The sequence below is a fragment of the Arthrobacter sp. AOP36-A1-22 genome (genome assembly GCF_052377615.1).
Classification (GTDB): domain Bacteria; phylum Actinomycetota; class Actinomycetes; order Actinomycetales; family Micrococcaceae; genus Arthrobacter_H.
In genome coordinates this window covers 1-15,319 of record NZ_JBQSWX010000013.1, presented here as the reverse complement: position 1 = coordinate 15,319, position 15,319 = coordinate 1, and the positions used below count along the sequence as shown (strand labels likewise).

The following is a 15,319-nucleotide window of genomic DNA, read 5'->3' as shown; positions in this document are numbered from 1 at the left end:
GTCCGGGCCAACGCCGGGGGCGATTTCATCAGGCACGAAGCGCCGTTCCACCCGAGAACGACCACCCCATGGGCGCAGGTCACCGCCATCATCATGACGATGGAAGGGCCCACGCCGTCGGGTCTGCTGAATGAGTCGACGCCGCCAAGGAGGACCGCCAACAGGGTGAACAGGACCAGGAAGATGAGTGCTGCCCCCAAAAAGGCAACGAACCGCACGGCGGCATTCAGACGGATCCGGGAACCGGGGCCGACCGGCACGACATCCTTTCGCGGTGCGTCGGGACCCGGCCCATCGGGGCCCAGGATCGTGGGTGGTGTCATCCTTGATCTCTATCAGAGGCGAAGAGCTATGCCCCCGATTCCTCGAGCATGTCGGTGACCAGCGCCGCGATGGCTGAACGTTCGGACCGGGTCAGGGTGATATGCCCGAATAAGGGATGCCCCTTGAGCGTTTCGACCACGGCAGCAACGCCGTCGTGCCGGCCCACCCTCAGGTTGTCGCGTTGAGCCACATCGTGGGTCAGTACGATCTTGGAGTTTTGTCCGATCCGACTCATCACGGTCAGCAGCACGTTCTTCTCCAAGGACTGCGCCTCATCGACGATGACGAACGAATCGTGCAGGGACCTGCCGCGGATATGGGTCAGCGGCAGGACCTCGAGTAGTCCGCGGTCGACGATCTCGTCCATGACATTCTTGGAGACGAGCGCGCCCAGGGTGTCGAAGACCGCCTGTCCCCACGGGTTCATCTTGTCGTCTTCGGAGCCGGGCAGGTAGCCGAGCTCCTGGCCGCCGACGGCATACAGGGGCCGGAAGACCACCACTTTCTTATGCTCGCCTCGTTCCATCACGGCTTCGAGTCCCGCGCAGAGGGCGAGGGCTGATTTCCCGGTTCCGGCCCGGCCGCCCAGGGAGACGATCCCGACCTCCCGATCCATCAGCAGGTCGATCGCCAGCCGTTGCTCAGCTGACCGGCCATGCAGGCCAAAGACGTCGCGATCGCCCTTCACCAGGCGGACCAGCCCGTCCTCTCCGACCCGGCCAAGGGCCGAGCCGCGGTTGGAGAGCAGGATCAAGCCGGTGTTGACCGGCATCTCGGCCGCTTCGGCGACCAAGACCGGCTCGTGGTTATACAACTCCTCCACATCGGTATCGGCCACATCTAGTTCGGCGGTTCCGGTCCACCCCGAATCAAGCACCAACCCGTTCCGGTACTCATCGGCCTGCAGGCCCATTGCCGAGGCTTTCACCCGCATGGGAAGGTCCTTCGACACCACCGTGACATCGCGGCCCTCATCGAAGAAGTTCTTGGCCACCGCCAGAATGCGTGAGTCGTTGTCACCGGCCCGGAACCCCACCGGAAGCACCTCGGTGGACACGTGGTTCAGCTCAATCCGCAAGGAGCCCCCGTCATTCCCGATCGGCAGCGGGCGGTTCAGGCCTCCACGTTCGACGCGGAGCTCATCGAGGAGACGCAAGGCTTTGCGGGCGAAGAAGCCGACGTCGGGATCATGGCGTTTCTTTTCCAATTCGCTGATCACCACGATGGGAACGATGACCTCATGTTCGGCGAATCGCAGGACGGCCCGTGGGTCGGCGATCAGGACCGAGGTGTCCAGAACGTAGGATTTCTCTCCGACACTTTGCCGGGCACTCGTCACCGGGGTCGCTGCGGGGGTGGCGTGGGCCAAGCCGGCGGCGGGAGTCGGGCCCGTCCTGCCGATCTCGTCCGCCACGACGTTGCTGGACTGGATTTCGACTGCCACGATGACTCCCAACAGGGGCGTTGCGCCCCTAGGTAACCGTTCTGCGGGTGGTCCGGTCCAGCCTTGAGGCCGAATCCGGCCTCCCGTCGTTGACCGTGTGTCTCAACGCTCGGTGGCCTTTCCGTCTCGGCCGGCGGTAGTGCCTGCCGATGTCTTCAAGCTAGCCCGCAGACATGTCTTGTGGCCCAAGACACGCCGCCCGGTGAGCGAATACCCGATGGCCCGGAGGTGAACGCCTCAGCTCCCGAAGCGGCGTTGGCGGTCCGTGAAATCACGGAGGGCGCGCAGGAAGTCGACTTTCCGGAAATCGGGCCACAGGGCTTCGCAGAAATAGAACTCGCTATAGGCGCTCTGCCACGTCAGGAAACCCGAGAGTCGTTGTTCTCCCGAGGTGCGGATCACCAGATCGGGGTCGGGCTGGCCACGGGTGTAGAGGTAGCGGGAGATGTCTTCGACTTCCAGCCCGCGGGCCACCTCGGCCAGGGAGGTTCCTGCAGCATCGGCATCGGATAACAGCTCCTTGACGGCGTCCACGATTTCGGCACGACCTCCGTAGCCGATGGCGATGTTCACATGCAGTCCCGAAGCGTTTTGCGAGGATTCGGCGAGGGCGTGGAGTTTATTCGAGAGATAGTCGGGTAGTTCGTCATAGGCACCCATGGGCTGAACACACAGGTCGTGTTGCTCGGCGAGCCGGTCCAGCATATTGGCGATGATGCCCATCAGGTCGTCCAGCTCATCGTTTGACCGGCTCATGTTGTCGGTGGAGAGCATGTAGAGAGTGACGGTGGGGATCTTCAGTTCACGGCACCACCCCAGGAACTCAACGATGTTATCGGCACCTGCCTGGTGACCGTGCACTGTCGGTGCTCCGGCGAGCTTGGCCCACCGCCGGTTCCCATCCACGACCATCCCGATATGCCCGGGTAGCTTCTCTGTAGGGATATCCTTCTTGAGCACTTTGCCGTAAAGACGGTAAAGGACTTCGGGCAACCGCACGTCGTCCCCTTCCAGTCGCTGGGCCAGCACGGATCAACGCTGCTTGGTTGCCGCGACTCTAGGCTACCGGTTGGGCCGCCACGGTGTTGAGCGGCACGCCTGAAGAAGCCGGCTTCCCCGCCACGCACTTTATTACTCTCCGGTAGTATCGGACCATGTCGCAGTCATCCCCCAGCATGGCCCCGTTGGATGAGATCAAACCGCATTTACGCGGCTGGATCCACGCGGGCACCGCTCCCTTGGCACTGGCAGCAGGCATCGTCCTCGTGGTATTGGCCCCCGGGACCGGGGGTAAAGTTTCTGCGGCGGTATATGCCGCAACGGGACTGCTTCTGTTCACCATTTCTGCCGTGTACCATCGCGGAAATTGGTCCCCGAAGGTCAAACGGGTTCTCAAGCGGCTGGACCACACCAACATCATGCTGGTCATTGCCGGCTCTTATACGCCCCTGGCCTGGGCGCTGCTTCCGGAGGCGAAAGCCACCTTCTTGCTGTGGCTGGTCTGGATCGGAGCGATCCTCGGTGTCGCCTTCCGCTTATTCTGGACCGACGCACCCCGCTGGTTATACACCCCGGTCTACATCGCCTTGGGACTGGCCTGCCTGATCTACATCGGCGACTTCTTTGCCGCCAGCATCCCGGCAGCAGTCCTGCTCTGCGCCGGTGGCGCACTCTATATCGCAGGCGCCGTGTTCTACGCCCTCAAGCGTCCGAACATCCACCTCGAATGGTTCGGCTTCCACGAGCTCTTCCACGCCTTCACGGTCGGCGGATTCGCTTGTCACTACATCGCCATCATGATGGCCATGTTGGCGGTCCGCTAGCCGAGGCGGCCGGCGCCCCGGCCCCTCATCGCCCCCGCGGCCAAGGGGCCTCTTCGATGCGCTCGACGTTTTCGTTGAAGTCGCGCAGCAAACCCGAAAAAGCGCGCTGCTTCTCCTGCGGCCAGTCGGCCACGACATCACGCAATCCCTGCTCGTACGACCGGCGCGTTTCCAGTAGCGCCTCGATCCCCGCCTCGGTCGGGGCGATACGGCGGGCCACCTCACCCGCGACACCGGGCACGTAGGCCACATGCTCGTGACGTATCAGTGCACCGACCTGGCGGTGGATCGTCGAGGCATCAAGCCGCAGGGCCTGGGAGAGCTCCTTAAGCGTCATCGGCTCGGAGCGCTCAAGCCGGTTGAGCAACACATAAGCGGAACGCTCAAGGGTCGGACTGCTCTTATGGTGCGGACGCAACTGATACCGGAAAAACAGCATGAGTTCGTACTGCATCTCCTGCAGAGCATCAGTGTCTTCCGTCATTCTTCTCCCTCTGATTGTCTTTCCGCAGGAATCCACTATACAACGATATGCATTATGCAAAAGATGTGTGCTCTACACTTCTCATGTATGGTGCACAAGCATAGTTCGGCGTATCACCCCATCCAGTTAGCGAGCCCCATGACTTCCACTCCCGCTCTATCCACGCACCGGCCACCCTCCCCGCGGGTCGCGGTCACCATCCTGGCCTTCGTGGGCATCGTGGTCTCCTTAATGCAGACCCTCGTGGTCCCGCTGATTCCACAATTGCCCACAATGTTGGACACCTCGGCCTCCGACGCGGCCTGGATCATCACCGCCACCCTGCTCGCCGGCGCCGTAGTCACTCCCATCGCCGGACGGTTGGGCGATATGTTCGGCAAACGCCGCATGCTCATCATTTCGCTGGCCCTCATGGTTGCCGGCTCGGTGCTCTGCGCCTTGACCAGCACGCTGGAAGTGATGCTCGCGGGTCGGGTTCTGCAGGGGCTGGCCATGGGGGCCATCCCCTTGGGTATCAGCATCCTGCGCGATGAATTGCCTCCGGCGAGGATCGGGGCAGCCATTGCTACGATGAGCGCCACGATGGGCGTCGGCGGCGCCATCGGCCTGCCCTTCTCGGCCTTCATTGCCCAGGTCGCCGATTGGCACGTCTTATTCTGGACCGCTGCCGGCCTCGGTGCCCTGTGCTTGACCCTGGTAGCCACGCTCCTGCCCGAATCCGCGGTACGGACCCCCGCCCGCTTTGATGCCGTAGGAGCCGCTGGATTGGCCGCCGGCCTGGTCGCGCTGCTGTTGCCCATCACCAAGGGCAGCGACTGGGGCTGGACCAGCCCACTGACGCTGGGGTTCTTTGCTGCTGCGGCGATCATCCTGGTCCTCTGGGGCGTCTACCAGCTTCGGGTCAAGGCACCGTTGGTCGATCTTCGCGTCTCGGCCCGTCCACAGGTCCTGTTCACGAACCTCGCCTCGATGACCGTCGGGTTTGCCATGTACGCCATGAGCCTGACCTTCACGCAGTTGCTGATGGCTCCGGCAGGGACCGGTTATGGTTTGGGTCACTCCATGGTCATGGCGGGGCTGGTGCTAACGCCCGGTGGGTTCGTCATGATGCTCCTCTCCCCGGTCTCGGCCCGCCTTTCGGCACGCTACGGGCCCAAGGCCACGCTGATCCTCGGGTCGTTGGTCATCGCTTTGGGGTATGTGATGGCGTTCTTCCTGATCTCCGAAACCTGGCAGATCCTCGTGGCCTCCATCATCGTCGGCGGCGGCATCGGACTGGCCTACGCTGCCATGCCTGCCCTGATCATGGGCGCCGTCCCGCTGACCGATACCGGGGCAGCCAATGGCTTGAACGCCCTGATGCGTTCTGTGGGTTCCTCGGCAGCGGCAGCGGTCATGGGCGTGGTTCTGGCCAGTATGACCATGTCACTGGGTGCGGCACAGGTCCCCACGCTGGAAGGCTTCCGCGTCACCTTCGCCTTCTCAATCGGTGCTGCCTTATTGGCTGCACTCTTTGCCGCACTCATCCCGCGAAAGACGCGCGAGACCCCTGCAGCTGTGGGCGCGGAACGCGAAAGCATCAAGGCCTAACCGCGGATCTGCGAGTTCTACCAGCAGAGCACCGGCTAGCGGGTCACCTTGATGATGCCCCGGGCGCCGCGTTCGGCGTCGACCATGGAGTGGGAAACAAACGGATAGTTCCCCGCCTCGGTGAATTCGAGTTCCGCGAAGCCGCCCTGCGCCACCCCGATGTCCAGGGTCTGGGATCCGGCATGGGGGTCCGAACCATCCAGGAGGTAACGCCCCTCCCGATAGGTGGTGTCGAATTGGCCGCCGATCACATGGAATGCCGAGCCCCGGTTCGGTCCGGCCGCCACAACCCAGAATCGCGCCCGCTCGCCCACTTTCACGTGGAGGGGATCAAAGGCGTACTGGGACGCGTACCCGTTGAAGACCACCGCGTCGGGGGTTTCGGCATCGATTTTTGTCTGGTCAGCCGTCCCGCCCGGTTTCCCGAGGTACAACTCGTTCTGGACCATGATGAATTCATGGTCCACGGGGGCCAGATCGCGCGGGTCGATGATCACCGCACCGAACATGCCGTTGGCGATGTGCACGGACATGGGCATCGTGGAGCAGTGGTAGAGCCAGGCGCCAGCACGGGTGGCGGTGAACGTGTAGGTCAGCTCCTCTCCCGGCTCGATGGTCCGCATGGGCCGGTCCGGTGCCAGTGCTCCGGCGTGAAAGTCGATGGAGTGCCCGGTGGTCCCCTCGTTGCGCAACGTGATGCGGAATTTGTCCCCCACTGTGCCCCGGAGCGTCGGCCCCGGGGCCGTGCCGTTATAGGTCCAGAGCGTTTGCGCATAGTCGGCGCCGACATCACGTTCGGTGTCCTGGGCGGTCAGGGTGTAGTGATGCGTGGGGGCCTGCGAGGCTGCCGGCAACCGGGCATCGCGGGCGACGAACACCTGGCCGGGGGCGCGCATCGGGTCGAACCCTGCTGCCGGGTTCCCGGCGGTGCCCGATGCGTCCTCAGCTGAGCCTCCGTGGCCGCCATGGTCCTTCGAGTCCATCCCCTTCAGGGGCTCCGAGTCCGCCGCGGCAGAGTCCTGCGCACCATCGGCAATGATGGTGAACACCATGCCCATCTGCCGATGTCCGGCCAGCGAACACCAGCCTTCGGTATCGGCGGTGATCACCCCGGCGTCGACCTTTCGATGGGCTCCGGGAGCCACCCTGCCCGAGGCGGCACCGTTGGCCGTCAGCAGGTCGTGGACCCTATCGTCCTGATTCACCACGTCAATGACCAGCCGGTCCCCTACGGGAACATGAACAGTGTCGGGGGTGAAGCGCATATCCTTCATCGACATCTGCACGTGGGTGGTGTCCCCCGTGGCCGCAGGCCCCTGCTGGGCCGACCCGGCACCTGACTCCCCCTCGGTGGTGGCACTGGCCCCTACTCCTGCAGCTGCCGGGTCGGCGACGATCCCGAGGGCAACAGCCAGGACGACGCCGGTCAGCCCGGCCACCGCGCTCATCATCAACCGTTTCCCGGGCTGCTCACTGCCAGCTACTTCTTGCGGGGCGACCGTGGAGGCCTTTCCTGCGCGGAGGCCCTTGAGCACCAGGATCAAGAACCACACCAGGGCCACGAGCACCAGGGTGGCTGTGGTGACCTTGACCCAGCTCGGCACGGGCAGCAGCGCCACTCCCAGACCGAGATTCAACAAGACCAGTCGGGCCCCGGCTGCTGAGTTGAACACAGCTGCGCGGACCTTGAACACCGCGGGTCCCCCACCGAGGACCACCGGCAGCAAATAGCTCAGCGCCCCGAGGAGTACCTGAGACGCAAAACCTGCAGCGAGCGCCGGGACCACCGACTGGACCTGCTCGTACAGCGTCTCCCACGAGGGCCCCCTCCCGGCCATCACGGCCAGGACCGCCACCGAACCGGTCAGCCACAGCAGGGAGGCGCCCGCGGAGAGTGGAGCAAAGTCCGTCGGTGGTTTGCCCAGGATCGCCCGGATCACCGGAAGCGCCGAATGGATGATCCCCCCGATGTAGATCACCAAGCCGGCGGCAACCAACCACATCCACCCCAGGCCCGACCCTGCCCCTGCCACGGCGACGCCGCCCAGCAGCGGGAGCCAACCGTGGCGCACCGCCGATTCCGCCCCCTCGGCCACCCGGGTCCGCAGCATGGTCGGTAACAGGGTCGCCAAGGTGCCCAAAACGGTTAGCCCCACGAACCCCAGGACGTTGATCACCGCATGGGCGACCAGGAGCCGCTGACGGATCTCGCCGCCGTACCCGGCGGCCAGCAGGGCACCGAGCGCCGCACCAACGGGCAATAACCAGCTGGCGGCGATGTAGTAATTCACCGTGGCGCCGAAACGCGAGGGCAAGGCCTTGCTGGCCCGCACGGCGAAGGAGATCCCGTGCAGGGCGAAGGCGGCGCCGACCAGGATGCTCCCGCTCAGTACCAGCACCCAGAGGTTGGCGACCATGCCGACGACGGTGGCGATCACCCCAGCATTCAGCCCGACCAGCCTCCAGGCCAGATGGACGCGACCATGATCCGGGCCCCGGAGCAGTGCCTGGGCAAAATGCGAACTCCAGACCATGATGGCGTTGCCGATCGCGCCCAGCAGGAGCAGGTGCACCATCAACCAGGTCGCCACCGGAAGGAACCGGTGGGCCGCGACGACGACCGCTAGGGCGATCAGCCAGAACAGCATCGGGGCATTGGCCCGCAGATGCCACTGCGCACGGGAGAACCGCGCCGGATCCGGCCCGGGGGTCGGCCGGGATCCAGGGGAGGATGCCCCGGGGACTGTGGGGATCTTCATGCGGTGCCGGAACCCTTTCGTCGAGCTGGTGTCCGTGATGCGCTCCGGCTGCCGGAGATCACCAGGCCCGCCGCCAGGCCGGCGAAGAGCATGACGGCGATGATGTTCAGCACGCCGGCGAATTGTCGCGTCGCCCCGTCATCCAGGACGTCGGCGACGAAGACCCGCAGCGCGAGAGAGACATGCAGCAGGACCGCCGGCAGGATCAGGACCGGGCGGTAGGGCAGGGGCCGGCGCAGCACGGCGGGCAAGATCACGGGGGCGTGGGCCATGATCATGGACAAGGTGAAGCCCAGGAACACCGCATGGGTCGCCGCGTCATAGCCGGCCCCGCCCGGGGGTCCCCCGCGAAGTCCGGCCACCAAGAAGATGGCGGCGGCCACCGCCAACCAGCCATAGCCAACCAGCAGGCACCAGGCGATGTAGCGTGGCAGGCCGATGGCGCGGATCGTCTGTCGGGCGACGTCATAAACCGTCAGCCACACCACCAGAGCCCCCAAGGCGAGACCGAACAGCACCGTTCCGGCTCGGGGCCACAGGACGGCGCCCATACCGGCTGCCAACAGCAGGGTCGACAGCCCGACCAGAAGGGGTTCCGCTGCAGAGGATCCAATGTGGATGCGTGCTAGTTCAAGCCGTTCCCCACCAATGGTCAGGACCACAAAGACGACGAGCAGTGGGAGTAGCGGTGCCGTATCGGCAATACGCAGCCACAGGGCCGTGGCCGCGATGGCGGAAGCCGCCCCGAGAATCTGGATGAGCACCGCTGCTTCACGTTGTCGCCGCCAGAGCGGGATGTAGACCCACAAGAGTCCAAGGCTTCCCAACAACAGCAGCGTCTTGCCGACCTCCAGTGGCAGGGGCGACACCAGGGCCAGGCCTCCGAGCCCTAGCAGCGTCGGTGCCAGGTATCCCGGGGCCCTTCCCCACGCGACGGCTCGTTCCAGGGCGATGACGGTACCGATGAATCCGAAGACCAGGAGCATGCCGTGGCTGGCAGCCAGGTGCTGGCCGAACGGCAGATGTGGCAGTCCCAGCAGGAACAGCGCGGCGTTCAGCCCCAGCAGCATTGCCGCCCCGCCGGGTGCGAGGAACAGCAGCCGGACGCCTGGACTGCGGAACAGTCGGCCCCGCACCGGGACGGCGGTGGTACGGCTCATGAGGCACTCGGGGGGTCCAGCCGCAGCAGGCACGCGTCGCTGGCGGCGAAAGGTAGCAGTTGTGCCCGTATTCCGGAGGCACCTGCGTCATCCAGGAGCCCCTGCACCAATCCGAGGTGGACGGAGCAGACGACGTCGGGGTGTTCCCGCGCCGCATCCAGCAACGGGCAGCGGGTCAAGCGCAGCACCGTGGCGTCCTCGGCGGACTGTTCGGCGGCGAACCCGGTTTCGGTCAGTGCGCCGGCGATGTTTTCGCTGACCTCCTGGACGCTCGGGCGGTGATTCGGGATCGCTTCCGGTGGCCCGGTGCGCAGTGTTGCGGCCCAGGCACGGCCTGCCGCGATGCCTTCCGCTGGGGCATCGGGGCGTGCCGCCAGTTGTGCGGCGAGCACCGAGGCCAGGGTGGCGGCGGCCGCCGGTGCCGTGGCCTGCTCAGCGACCTGGTAGAGCCGAGCCGGGCGACCTCGACCAGCCGGTTGCGGCGCCGGGGCGCGCTGTACGTGACCGGATTCGACGAGTGCTTCCAGATGCTCGCGAACGGTGTTGGGATGTTGTCCGCAGGAACGTGCGAGCTGATCAACGGGGCACGCCCCGCCGTATTCACCCAACCGGGTGAGCAGGTCTCGCCGGGCCCGAGACATGGCTTGTGGTTCCTCCACGGCAGCCGGGCGGGGGCCCATCCCTGACCGGGCGACGAGGTTATTCGGATTATTATTTACCACGGAATATATTGTAGTAAAGTTCGTCTCAGGGCACCATTCGCCTCCCGTCAACCCAGGAGAACACCGTGGAGAACCTCACTTTGGCCTCATCGCAGACCTCGGCCACGCGCTCGAATCGATCCGTCAACTACTGGCCGAGTGGTCTTCAAAGGTGGCCTCCCAGTCAGGGGATCCCGCCGCTTTGCAGCGGACACTCACCTCCGATATTGATCCCGGACTGGGCGCCCTGACCCGCAGCTTGGCCGCCGCAGGCAACAAAACCGATACCGCCTTGGTCGCCCGGTTGCTGGACCACGCCACCACGGCGGCCGCAACGGCTTCCACCCGGCTCACCGAACAGCCCTCCGAAGGCCGGGCAGGTGCTGCGGCGCAGGCTGCGGTCACGGCATTGGAGATGGCTTCCACGGAGGATCTTCCGGTCTTGGCCGCCTCCCCGGAGGTAGACCTCAACCGCGTACTGGCCGATCTTTCCGCCCCCTCAAAGGACTCCGCAACCCAGGAGGAGTCCGACGGCGGTGTCGCAGCTGTTTCGGCGCCCGCCGGCGGGGGTTGTGCCTGCGGTGGACACGACGAGGAAGGTCTGGCGGAGCTGGACACCCGGGTCATCCCGCATGCCATCCGCCATGCGACGATCTTTGGTGCGTTGGAGGGCTTGGCCCCGGGCCGGGGCATCTTGCTGATCGCCAACCACAACCCGTTGCCGCTCTTGGCCCAACTGGAGCAGCGTGCCGCCGGTCAGTTTGCCGTGGAGTATGTCGAGGAGGGGCCGGAGACCTACCGGTTGTCGATGATCCGCCGCTAGCCCCCCACCGTCGCTCCCGCGGGAACGCCAGCAACCAAAGAATTCCGGGCACTACTGATCTTGATCAGTAGTGCCCGGAATGGTTTTAGCAGCCTTCCGGATGCCGCTTCCCGACCGCAGGAAGGGGTTGCTACCCCAGGGTGTGGGCCGTCGCCCCCGGGGCTTCTCCCGCTGCGACGTCCTCGTCGGCCGGATCTTGTGCCTGCGCGCCAAGGTTGCCGCTGGTGAGCTTATTCATGATCATCGCGATGGCGCCATCGCCGGTCACATTCGTGGCCGTGCCGAAGCTGTCCAGAGCAATATAGGCGGCGAACATGAGCCCCACCTCTGCCTCGCCGAACCCGAGCATCTGCGTGAGCAGCCCGGCAGCCGCGGCGATCGCCCCGCCGGGCACGCCCGGAGCGGCAATCATCATGACACCCAGCATCAGGATGAACGGCAGGTAGGAGCCGAAGCTGGTTTCCCCGCCCGTGAGTAGCAGGACGGCGAACGAGAAGCAGGTGATCTTCACCATCGACCCGGAGAGGTGGATGGTGGCACACAGCGGAACCACGAAGCCCGCAATGGAGTCGGAGACGTTATTCTTTTTCGTCGAGGCCAGGGTCACCGGAATCGTCGCCGCCGACGAGGAGGTACCCAGCGCGGTGAAGTACGCGTCACGCATATTCCATAGGGCCTTCAACGGGTTCACCCCGGCCATTCCGCCGGCCACCGAGTACTGCGCCAGCAGCACGACGAAGGTCAAGGCAAAGGAGACCACTGCCACGAGCAGGAACTTCGTGAGGACCGTGACCGCGGAGCCGCTGGCGGAAAGATCCATGAAGATCCCGAAGATGAACAGGGGCAGGGCCGGCACAATGATGCGCCGAATCACGATCTCGATGATGGTGCGGAACTCGACGGCTCCCCGGAACAGCACCTTGCTGCGGAATGCCGTCAGGCCGATGCCGATGATAAAAGCCAGGACCAGCGCGCTCATGACACCGATGACCGGTTCTAGAACGATTTCCGTGGCAGAATCTCCTGCGCTGGCCACCACCGTGAGGTAGGGGCTGAAACCGGATCCGGAATCTTCGCCGATGGTATCCAGGCCCCCGCCCGCCAGCGACGAGGTGAACAGCCAACGACTCACGAAGTAGGCCAGCAGTCCAGCCAACACCGTGGAGCCATACGCGATCAACGCCGTCACCCCCAGCCATTTGCCGGCGCCCTTACCGAGTTCGGCGATCGCGGGCATGACGAGCCCGAGGATAATCAGCGGCACGATGAAGCCCAGGAAGCCAGAGAAGATCGAGTTGTAGGTCATGAAAACCCCGCCGAGCCAGGCAGGCATCACGGGGCCGGTCAGGACTCCCAAGACGATGGCGATGATGACCCAACCGAGCAGCGGGAATGATTTGAGCAACTTGATGACGGTCCTCCGGTCAACTGAATTACAGCGCGCCGGAATGCACGACGCGATTGTGGCGCAGACCACGCCTCGGCAATATTAGACGGAGCGTGGCAAAACACACAATCCAGCACAGGGCCCTGCTGGCGGCGGCTGGTTCCCCCCGGGCCGGAACTGCGAGGGAACGCCAGATCCCACGGATCAGCGGGCCGGGCCCTGGCCGTCGTCGTCGTTCTCGGTCCCGTCGCCGAAATGAATACTGCCATCGGGGCCCGGGTTGCTGCGTGGCGGGAACTCGTCGCTGGCCGCCTGGCGTTCGCGCCCGCGTTCCACCAATTCGTTTTGGCGTTCCTCAGCGGTTCCGGCATAACGGACCCGCCGGATGCGCCGTGTCATGTCCCTGATCAGGAAGATCACCACGATCACCATCGCCGCGGTGGCAACGAAACCCGCGAAGCCCGGGCCGATCTCACGGGCGGCATCTCCGGTGGGGACAGCCGGAGCGGAGCTGGCGGCGACCAGCACTGAAGACAACAGGTTCACTTTTGCTCTTTCTTGGTGGGTACCGGCCCTGGCCGGCCCGCCTAGTCTACCCGTGAGGCGGACAACGGCAGACTTAGCGTAGACCCGCGAAAAGATCTGTTTCGGGTGTCGGGGCTTCGACACGGGAGGTGACCAACGTGTAGTCCTCCCAGGGCCAATACTTTTCGTAGACCCACGTGGGAACGGCAAAGAAGAAGCCCGCCGGGTCGATCTGCGTCCGGTGTGCCACCAAGGCGCGGTCACGGGCTTCAAAGAAGTCGGAGCAGGCGATCTGCGTCGTGGTCTCGTGCGGGCTGACCCAGCGGAACATCTCTTCGTCGGGGTGCGCTTCAAAGGCCTTGACCCGCTCTTCGTAGGGGGAATCAATGCCGTTCTCCACCATGGCGTAGTGCAAGGTGCGAATACGGTCCGGGCTGAAGGCGCGGTCGTAGTAGAGCTTGGAGACCTCCCACGGCTCACCCAGTTCGGGGTAGCGGGCGGGATCGGCAGCTGCTTCGAAAGCCTCGACGGATACCCGGTGGGTCATGATGTGGTCCGGATGCGGGTATCCCCCATTTTCGTCGTAGGTGGTCATCACCTGGGGACGGAACTCACGAATCAATTTCACCAACGGGGCGGCAGCCCGCTCGAGGCTCTGGGTGGCGAAGGACCCGAAAGGCAGCGGTGGCAGCGGGTCCCCCTGCGGAAGGCCCGAGTCCACGAAACCGATCCACCGGTGCTCGATGCCCAACGCGGCGGCGGCTTCGGCCATTTCCTTGCGACGCAGGCCCGCCAGATCCCGGTGGGCGTGGGCCAGTTCGCCTGCGGACGCGTTGAGAATGTCTCCGCGTTCCCCACCGGTGCAGGAGGCCACCATGACACGCGCCCCGGCCTGGGCGTAGGCGGCCATCATGGCCGCACCCTTACTGGACTCGTCATCCGGGTGGGCATGGACAGCCAGAAGTCGGAAACCCTCTGACGGCGGGACGGGAACGACCCGGGATTCTTCCACGATGAGCTGCTCCTCAATGCCATCAGGACGGCCGGTTTGCCGTCCTGCGAAAAGACCTAGACTGGTGGGGATGAACACCCAGCAGCCGGCGCCCCCTCCTTCAACGGACGACGCGCCACCGTCCAGCGTAGCCAATCGTTATGGCGCACCCAAGCGCGGCCTGACCCGGCGGCGCAAAATCGTCATGATCTCCGTGGCCCTCGTCCTGGCGATCATCGCCGCAGGCGTGGTCGCCTGGTGGAACGTCAAGCCCTATTCGAGCAAAGATGTTGCGTTCGACATCACCTCAAACACGAGCGCCAACGTCACCATCCAGCTGGAAAAGAAGCCCCGGGACACCGTTTCATGCAATGTGCGGGTGATGAATGAGTCCTACGCCGTCGTCGGTTGGAAGACCGTCACGTTCGGGGCCACCGAAGGCACCGGACGCGAAACGATCATCAAGGACTTTGACCTGCGCACCGAATCGCTCGGAGTCACCGGTGGAGTGACCACCTGTTGGGTCGCCGGCTAGGCCAAGTATGACCACCGTGGGGTAGGCCACTTGGGGTTTCGCCGGATAATGGCTAAAATCGTTCACATACGATCCACCCCGCCTTGAACTGGTGACGGACCGCGGTTCTTCACCACGTATGGCGGGGTCTTTGCTTGCATCGCCTCGGGCGGGGCAAACACTGCAGTTCAGTGGCCGGTCATCCGACCGGCCCATTTACTACAAGGAGAAGTACGTTGACCACCAACCATGAACCGGCTCTCTGGCTCACCCAGGAGGCATACGACCGCTTGTCCGCTGAACTTGAGCACCTGCAGGGTCCCGGCCGCGCTGAGATCGTCGACAAGATCGAGCAGGCCCGTTCCGAGGGCGACCTGAAAGAAAATGGTGGCTACCATGCCGCCAAGGAGGAACAGGGCAAAGCCGAAGCCCGGATCCAGTACCTCTCGGACTTCCTGCAGAAAGCCGAAGTCGGCGACGCCCCGGCCGATGATGGCGTGGTGGAGCCCGGCATGCTCGTCGAGGCGAATATCGCCGGCGACAAAACCACCTTCCTCTTCGGCAGCCGCGAAGTCGCCGGCGACTCGGGTCTCGAGGTCTACAGCGAAAAGTCACCCATCGGCGCTGCCGTCCATGGCAAGAAGGTCGGCGATAAGCTCAGCTACACCGCGCCGAACGGTAAGTCGATCGACGTGGAGATCATTTCCGCGACGCCTTACGTCGGCTAAGTACCTGCCGCTGCGGCCTGCATCTCCCCCCGGGGAGATGCAGGCCGCAGGTTTTTAACCAGAAAA

14 protein-coding genes are annotated in these 15,319 nt (G+C 64.6%); 5 read left to right on the top strand and 9 right to left on the bottom strand.

The genetic code is table 11. The features are described from left to right. Window positions 1-349: 349 nt before the first annotated feature. Both ACT3S2_RS09340 and ACT3S2_RS09335 read right to left on the bottom strand, forming a co-directional pair. Window positions 350-1,663, bottom strand: coding sequence for a PhoH family protein (locus ACT3S2_RS09340; protein WP_444561609.1), 1,314 nt, complete (start codon window positions 1,661-1,663; stop codon window positions 350-352). 342 nt (window positions 1,664-2,005) lie between these two features. Next, window positions 2,006-2,767, bottom strand: coding sequence for an isoprenyl transferase (locus ACT3S2_RS09335; RefSeq protein WP_087000645.1), 762 nt, complete (start codon window positions 2,765-2,767; stop codon window positions 2,006-2,008). A gap of 176 nt (window positions 2,768-2,943) precedes the next feature. Between ACT3S2_RS09335 and trhA the strand changes: the two genes are divergently transcribed. Then, entirely contained in the window at window positions 2,944-3,591 is a 648-nt protein-coding gene (gene trhA / locus ACT3S2_RS09330; RefSeq protein WP_087000441.1) for a PAQR family membrane homeostasis protein TrhA, read from the top strand. Window positions 3,592-3,616: 25 nt separating this feature from the next. Here the strand turns inward: trhA and ACT3S2_RS09325 are convergent, their stop codons facing one another. Continuing rightward, window positions 3,617-4,075, bottom strand: coding sequence for a MarR family winged helix-turn-helix transcriptional regulator (locus ACT3S2_RS09325; protein ID WP_096223338.1), 459 nt, complete (start codon window positions 4,073-4,075; stop codon window positions 3,617-3,619). 138 nt (window positions 4,076-4,213) lie between these two features. On the opposite strand from ACT3S2_RS09325, the gene ACT3S2_RS09320 reads away from it, so the two are divergent. Beyond that, window positions 4,214-5,665: an MFS transporter gene (locus tag ACT3S2_RS09320; RefSeq protein WP_444561575.1), complete on the top strand. Its 1,452-nt coding sequence runs from the start codon at window positions 4,214-4,216 to the stop codon at window positions 5,663-5,665. A 35-nt stretch (window positions 5,666-5,700) separates the two neighbouring features. Here ACT3S2_RS09320 and ACT3S2_RS09315 read toward each other — a convergent pair whose 3' ends face one another. Genes ACT3S2_RS09315 through ACT3S2_RS09305 form a run of 3 tightly spaced genes read right to left on the bottom strand, consistent with a single transcriptional unit; the run spans window position 5,701 to window position 10,306 of the window. Further along, window positions 5,701-8,424 (bottom strand): multicopper oxidase domain-containing protein, encoded by a 2,724-nt coding sequence (locus ACT3S2_RS09315; RefSeq protein WP_444561574.1) that lies wholly within the window; start codon window positions 8,422-8,424, stop codon window positions 5,701-5,703. Then, window positions 8,421-9,584, bottom strand: coding sequence for a hypothetical protein (locus ACT3S2_RS09310; RefSeq protein WP_444561573.1), 1,164 nt, complete (start codon window positions 9,582-9,584; stop codon window positions 8,421-8,423). The genes ACT3S2_RS09315 and ACT3S2_RS09310 overlap by 4 nt, the downstream gene beginning before the upstream one ends. Continuing rightward, window positions 9,581-10,306, bottom strand: coding sequence for a helix-turn-helix transcriptional regulator (locus ACT3S2_RS09305; RefSeq protein ID WP_441379826.1), 726 nt, complete (start codon window positions 10,304-10,306; stop codon window positions 9,581-9,583). Before ACT3S2_RS09305 ends, ACT3S2_RS09310 begins: the two co-directional genes overlap by 4 nt. Before the next feature lie 151 nt (window positions 10,307-10,457). Between ACT3S2_RS09305 and ACT3S2_RS09300 the strand changes: the two genes are divergently transcribed. Next, a complete protein-coding gene (locus tag ACT3S2_RS09300) occupies window positions 10,458-11,108 on the top strand; it encodes a DUF2249 domain-containing protein (protein WP_444561572.1) in 651 nt (216 codons plus the stop codon). A 130-nt stretch (window positions 11,109-11,238) separates the two neighbouring features. Here ACT3S2_RS09300 and ACT3S2_RS09295 read toward each other — a convergent pair whose 3' ends face one another. The 3 genes from ACT3S2_RS09295 to mca form a co-directional block, all read right to left on the bottom strand. Next, window positions 11,239-12,519, bottom strand: coding sequence for a dicarboxylate/amino acid:cation symporter (locus ACT3S2_RS09295; protein ID WP_096223404.1), 1,281 nt, complete (start codon window positions 12,517-12,519; stop codon window positions 11,239-11,241). A 180-nt stretch (window positions 12,520-12,699) separates the two neighbouring features. After that, a complete protein-coding gene (locus ACT3S2_RS09290) occupies window positions 12,700-13,041 on the bottom strand; it encodes a hypothetical protein (RefSeq protein ID WP_096223342.1) in 342 nt (113 codons plus the stop codon). Window positions 13,042-13,114: 73 nt separating this feature from the next. Further along, window positions 13,115-14,032 (bottom strand): mycothiol conjugate amidase Mca, encoded by a 918-nt coding sequence (gene mca, locus ACT3S2_RS09285; RefSeq protein WP_096223405.1) that lies wholly within the window; start codon window positions 14,030-14,032, stop codon window positions 13,115-13,117. A 70-nt stretch (window positions 14,033-14,102) separates the two neighbouring features. Here mca and ACT3S2_RS09280 point away from each other — a divergent pair, with 70 nt between their 5' ends. Together ACT3S2_RS09280 and greA are read left to right on the top strand one after the other, a co-directional pair. Then, a complete protein-coding gene (locus tag ACT3S2_RS09280; RefSeq protein ID WP_087000426.1) occupies window positions 14,103-14,546 on the top strand; it encodes a DUF4307 domain-containing protein in 444 nt (147 codons plus the stop codon). Window positions 14,547-14,761: 215 nt separating this feature from the next. Beyond that, window positions 14,762-15,253, top strand: coding sequence for a transcription elongation factor GreA (greA, locus tag ACT3S2_RS09275; RefSeq protein WP_087000423.1), 492 nt, complete (start codon window positions 14,762-14,764; stop codon window positions 15,251-15,253). The last annotated feature ends 66 nt before the right edge of the window (window positions 15,254-15,319 follow it).

Excerpts from the sequence above, each read along its gene's own strand:
- ACT3S2_RS09280 (WP_087000426.1), top strand. The coding sequence starts at position 14,103 with ATGAACACCCAGCAGCCGGCGCCCCCTCCTTCAACGGACGACGCGCCA.
- ACT3S2_RS09315 (WP_444561574.1), bottom strand. The coding sequence starts at position 8,424 with ATGAAGATCCCCACAGTCCCCGGGGCATCCTCCCCTGGATCCCGGCCG.
- ACT3S2_RS09310 (WP_444561573.1), bottom strand. The coding sequence starts at position 9,584 with ATGAGCCGTACCACCGCCGTCCCGGTGCGGGGCCGACTGTTCCGCAGT.
- ACT3S2_RS09325 (WP_096223338.1), bottom strand. The coding sequence starts at position 4,075 with ATGACGGAAGACACTGATGCTCTGCAGGAGATGCAGTACGAACTCATG.
- trhA (WP_087000441.1), top strand. The coding sequence starts at position 2,944 with ATGGCCCCGTTGGATGAGATCAAACCGCATTTACGCGGCTGGATCCAC.
- ACT3S2_RS09320 (WP_444561575.1), top strand. The coding sequence starts at position 4,214 with ATGACTTCCACTCCCGCTCTATCCACGCACCGGCCACCCTCCCCGCGG.